This window comes from Intrasporangium sp., from assembly GCF_040414665.1.
Taxonomy (GTDB): domain Bacteria; phylum Actinomycetota; class Actinomycetes; order Actinomycetales; family Dermatophilaceae; genus Intrasporangium.
The window spans coordinates 1-2,938 of the sequence record NZ_JBEDUL010000063.1; the positions used below are offsets into that span (position 1 = coordinate 1).

A 2,938-nucleotide genomic window follows, 5' to 3' on the forward strand; every position below is an offset into this window, starting at 1 on the left:
CTTGCCGATGCCTTCGTTGCCATTGCGTTTGATGTCGACGAGCAGCGCGTTGATTCGCTTGAGCACCTTGCCGTCCTGCGCCTGCCACCACAGGTAGTCGTCCCAGGCGTTCTCGTCCCAAACGAGCAGCACCTCAGTCGGTCTCGATCAGGTTGTGGGCCTGCCCTCGACCCGCCTCGAGACGCTCCATCGCGTCGAGCAGACGTCGGGCGTTGGCCGGTGAACGCATCAGGTAGGCGGTTTCCCGGAGGGACTCGTAGTCTTCGAGGGAGACGATGACGACGGGGGCGTGCCCGGCACGGGTGATGACGACCTCCTCGCGGTCGTTGGTGACAGAGTCGAGCACCTCGGCGTAGCGGGCGCGTGACTCGGTGTAGCTCATGGTCTTCATGATCGCCTCCTGTACAGAAAAGTGTACGTCCTGGCCGGAGTGCGTGACCAGCGGCCTGTCGGGACATGCACTCATCTGCCGCGCCGAGTGCTGTCGCTCCTCCCATACGCGAGGCCACGCCACTTTCCGCTATGCAGCCGCGACCACGATGGCGCCATGTGCCCGTCGCTCCCCGTCCCCGGGCCGTTGAAGCCGCTCCAACTCGATGAAGCCCGACGTGGCCAGTCGGCGCGCGATCTCGTCAACCGGCCACCGATATGCCCTGATGACCTTGTGCTCGAATGGCTCACAACGCGGACCCTCGAAGAAGCCCACGACCAGAACCCCACGAGGCGCCAAGATTCGTCGAATCTCGGCGAGCGCATCGTCCAGCTCGGATGATTCGAAATGGATGAGCGAGTACCACGCCAGCACGCCAGCCACCGAGCCGTCCGCCCATGTCGGGCTGGCGATCGAGCCGAGCTCGAATCTGGCGGTCGGGTGAGCTTGGCGGGCGTGGGCAATGAACTCAGGCACCATGTCGATCCCCGTGACATCCGGGCACCGGGAGCTCAGGTAGCCCGTCAGGTGCCCCGGACCGCAGCCAACGTCGAGGACCGGGCCAGTCAGGTGCCCCAGGTGCCGGTCCATCAGGCGCAGGTCGTCGGGGTGCTCATACTGCCCAGACCCGAAGCAATCGATGTACAGGTGAGACACGGAGGAGTACGCCTGCTGAACATCGCTCGCCTTCACCGCGCCGATCTTAGGAGAGAGGCCCGACCGCCGCAGGTGTCGAAACCAAGGCAGCGTGTCGAAACCGGAAACCCGGTGACACCGTCATTTGCCGCGTTGAGGACGGGACGTTCGGCCATGCCGCGTTTCGTGCGCGATTGAGGTCCTGACACTCATGCGACCATGAGCGGTCGGCCAGCTCCAACGAACGAGCTGGTAGCCGATGACCGCACCTTGGCCACTGATTGCCTGGCAGTGGCTCCGACGGGGGGTGTGGGTCCATCGGGTCGGGCTGGTGCTCGCCCTTCGCAGGCGGGATCGGTCGCACGGAGCGTGCTCTACGAGGCTCCGCTTGGGTTCGGCGAGAACGGGTGGCATGACGTGCCGGGTTCTGTCCGTGCGAGGCCGTCGGCGGACCGTTGTCCAGAGCCGGCGATTTCCACCAAGCATCCGCTTCGTCGTCGAAGTTGGCTGCATTCAACGAAGTCCCGCTGCTGTACTCCAGTCCTGGCACGCCTCCCAGCGGCTGCCGGGCGGCTCACCCACAGCGAGGTCGGACTCATCGAGCAGCCCAGCAGGCCGACCTGTCCCACCAAGTGCTTTCCCCACTGCCCGGCCGGCCAGGCTGAACCACTCCCTCCCACAAGACGACGAGGGCGTTCAGCGCCCACCTTGCTCGCGCCTCCCGAAACAGCGATGCCCCTGAGGGCCGCAATCTCACCCACATAATGCCGACGAGCGGGAGACGCTCATCGAGAATTTGTGAGTGATCGACGGTGCCATGGGCGTGGCTGCGACCGAGCGCTGAAATGTACATCTCAGCAATTGCCGCGCACACTTGAGGCATGACTGAACTGACCGTGTCTGACGCTCGAGCGCGTCTGGCCGACGTCGTCGACGAGGCCCGGGTGCGGCACCACCCGGTATACCTGACACGTCGTGGCAAGCGCGTGGCTGCCGTGATCGACGCCGACGACCTCGACGACCTCATCGCGGCAGCCGAGGACCTTGCGGACATCGAGGCGGCACGCGCTGCTCGTACGGAGATCGCTGACGAGGGCACCATCCCGTGGGAGCAGGTCAAGGCGGACCTCGGCTTGGCATGACATACCGGATCGAGCTCAGCCCTGGCGCTGCCCGTCAACTGCGTAAGCTCGATGGTGATGCACGCCGCCGTGTGCAGGCGGCCGTCGAACTGCTCGGCCAGGACCCGCGACCCGCCGGTGCGAAGAAGCTCGTCGGCGGCGAGGGTGAGTGGCGGGTGCGGACCGGCGACTACCGAATCGTGTACGAGGTCAACGATGGTGTGCTGCTCGTACTGGTGCTTTCTGTCGGCCACCGCAGAGAGATCTACAGGCGCCGCTGACCGTGATCAACCAGTCGATGCACTGTCATGCCGCGATCCGTCAGCGTGGACGGTAGATCGCGATTCGGTCGTCGCCGAACGTGGTCCCGAATCTGCCTACGTCAGAGTCCTTCTGCAAGGAACCGCAAGAGCAGGAGGCCGTTTCACTGGGGTCAAGTGAGAGGAACTCACGGCACCGGGGGCACTGGGCCAACAGGTCGGGCCTCATCGACCACCCTGTGGGTGCGCCCGTGGCAGCGGGACCATGTCCAATCAGCTCGTAGCCGTCATGCACAGCCATGCCGCGACTCTAGGCGGAATCGTCCTCTTCTGCCGCAGACCGAGCGGCTACCCGTAGTGATACCGGCACGCGGCAATGCGCACCTCATCTCCGGCGATCTTGTAGACGAGGCGATGCTCGTCGGTGATTCGACGGGACCAGTAGCCGGCGAAGTCGTGTTTGAGCGCCTCAGGCTTGCCGATGCCTTCGT

The 2,938-nt window shown here is 65.0% G+C and carries 6 protein-coding genes; 2 read left to right on the plus strand and 4 right to left on the minus strand.

The window, feature by feature from the left end:
* From ABF401_RS06890 to ABF401_RS06900, 3 genes are all read right to left on the minus strand, one after another.
* Window positions 1-132 (minus strand): type II toxin-antitoxin system YoeB family toxin (locus ABF401_RS06890; protein WP_353508808.1); only part of this gene is annotated, 132 nt, incomplete at its 3' end.
* A 1-nt stretch (window position 133) separates the two neighbouring features.
* Window positions 134-391 carry a type II toxin-antitoxin system Phd/YefM family antitoxin gene (locus ABF401_RS06895; RefSeq protein ID WP_353508804.1) on the minus strand — a complete coding sequence of 86 codons (258 nt, stop codon included), beginning with the start codon at window positions 389-391 and terminating at the stop codon, window positions 134-136.
* Window positions 392-520: 129 nt separating this feature from the next.
* Window positions 521-1,123, minus strand: coding sequence for a class I SAM-dependent methyltransferase (locus tag ABF401_RS06900; RefSeq protein ID WP_353508805.1), 603 nt, complete (start codon window positions 1,121-1,123; stop codon window positions 521-523).
* An 824-nt stretch (window positions 1,124-1,947) separates the two neighbouring features.
* On the opposite strand from ABF401_RS06900, the gene ABF401_RS06905 reads away from it, so the two are divergent.
* Both ABF401_RS06905 and ABF401_RS06910 read left to right on the plus strand, forming a co-directional pair.
* Window positions 1,948-2,208 carry a type II toxin-antitoxin system prevent-host-death family antitoxin gene (locus tag ABF401_RS06905; RefSeq protein WP_353508806.1) on the plus strand — a complete coding sequence of 87 codons (261 nt, stop codon included), beginning with the start codon at window positions 1,948-1,950 and terminating at the stop codon, window positions 2,206-2,208.
* Complete coding sequence (locus ABF401_RS06910; RefSeq protein ID WP_353508807.1) at window positions 2,205-2,468, plus strand: type II toxin-antitoxin system RelE family toxin; 264 nt, start codon at window positions 2,205-2,207, stop codon at window positions 2,466-2,468. Before ABF401_RS06905 ends, ABF401_RS06910 begins: the two co-directional genes overlap by 4 nt.
* A gap of 327 nt (window positions 2,469-2,795) precedes the next feature.
* Here the strand turns inward: ABF401_RS06910 and ABF401_RS06915 are convergent.
* On the minus strand, window positions 2,796-2,938 hold a 143-nt coding region (locus tag ABF401_RS06915; protein ID WP_353508809.1), incomplete at its 5' end, for a Txe/YoeB family addiction module toxin.

What these genes read in the sequence shown, in the direction of transcription:
- ABF401_RS06910 (WP_353508807.1), top strand. Translation starts at nt 2,205, where the DNA reads ATGACATACCGGATCGAGCTCAGCCCTGGCGCTGCCCGTCAACTGCGT.
- ABF401_RS06895 (WP_353508804.1), bottom strand. Translation starts at nt 391, where the DNA reads ATGAAGACCATGAGCTACACCGAGTCACGCGCCCGCTACGCCGAGGTG.
- ABF401_RS06905 (WP_353508806.1), top strand. Translation starts at nt 1,948, where the DNA reads ATGACTGAACTGACCGTGTCTGACGCTCGAGCGCGTCTGGCCGACGTC.